Annotated in this window: 2 tRNA genes; both read right to left on the bottom strand. The window is 55.4% G+C overall.

Going from position 1 to position 285, the window contains the following annotated elements:
* Positions 1-69 precede the first annotated feature (69 nt).
* Positions 70-146, bottom strand: a tRNA-Arg gene (locus N784_RS15865).
* A 9-nt stretch (positions 147-155) separates the two neighbouring features.
* Positions 156-244, bottom strand: a tRNA-Leu gene (locus N784_RS15860).
* Between the last annotated feature and the right edge of the window lie 41 nt (positions 245-285).

Genomic DNA, 285 nt, shown 5'->3' with positions numbered 1-285 from the left:
AGGATTCGAACCTGCGACCCCATGGTCCCAAACCATGTGCTCTACCAAGCTGAGCTACTTCCCGTATAATGGCGCGCCCGAGAGGAGTCGAACCCCTAACCTTCTGATCCGTAGTCAGACGCTCTATCCAATTGAGCTACGGGCGCTTATTAAAATGGTACCGAGGGCCGGACTCGAACCGGCACGGTAGAAACCTACCGCAGGATTTTAAGTCCTGTGCGTCTGCCAATTCCGCCACCCCGGCAAGGACTTACTAAATGGAGCGGAAGACGGGATTCGAACCCG

Source organism: Pontibacillus litoralis JSM 072002, assembly GCF_000775615.1.
Taxonomy (GTDB): domain Bacteria; phylum Bacillota; class Bacilli; order Bacillales; family BH030062; genus Pontibacillus; species Pontibacillus litoralis.
Note: the sequence above shows the minus strand (reverse complement) of the source record. Positions and strands in the feature narration are given on the sequence as shown.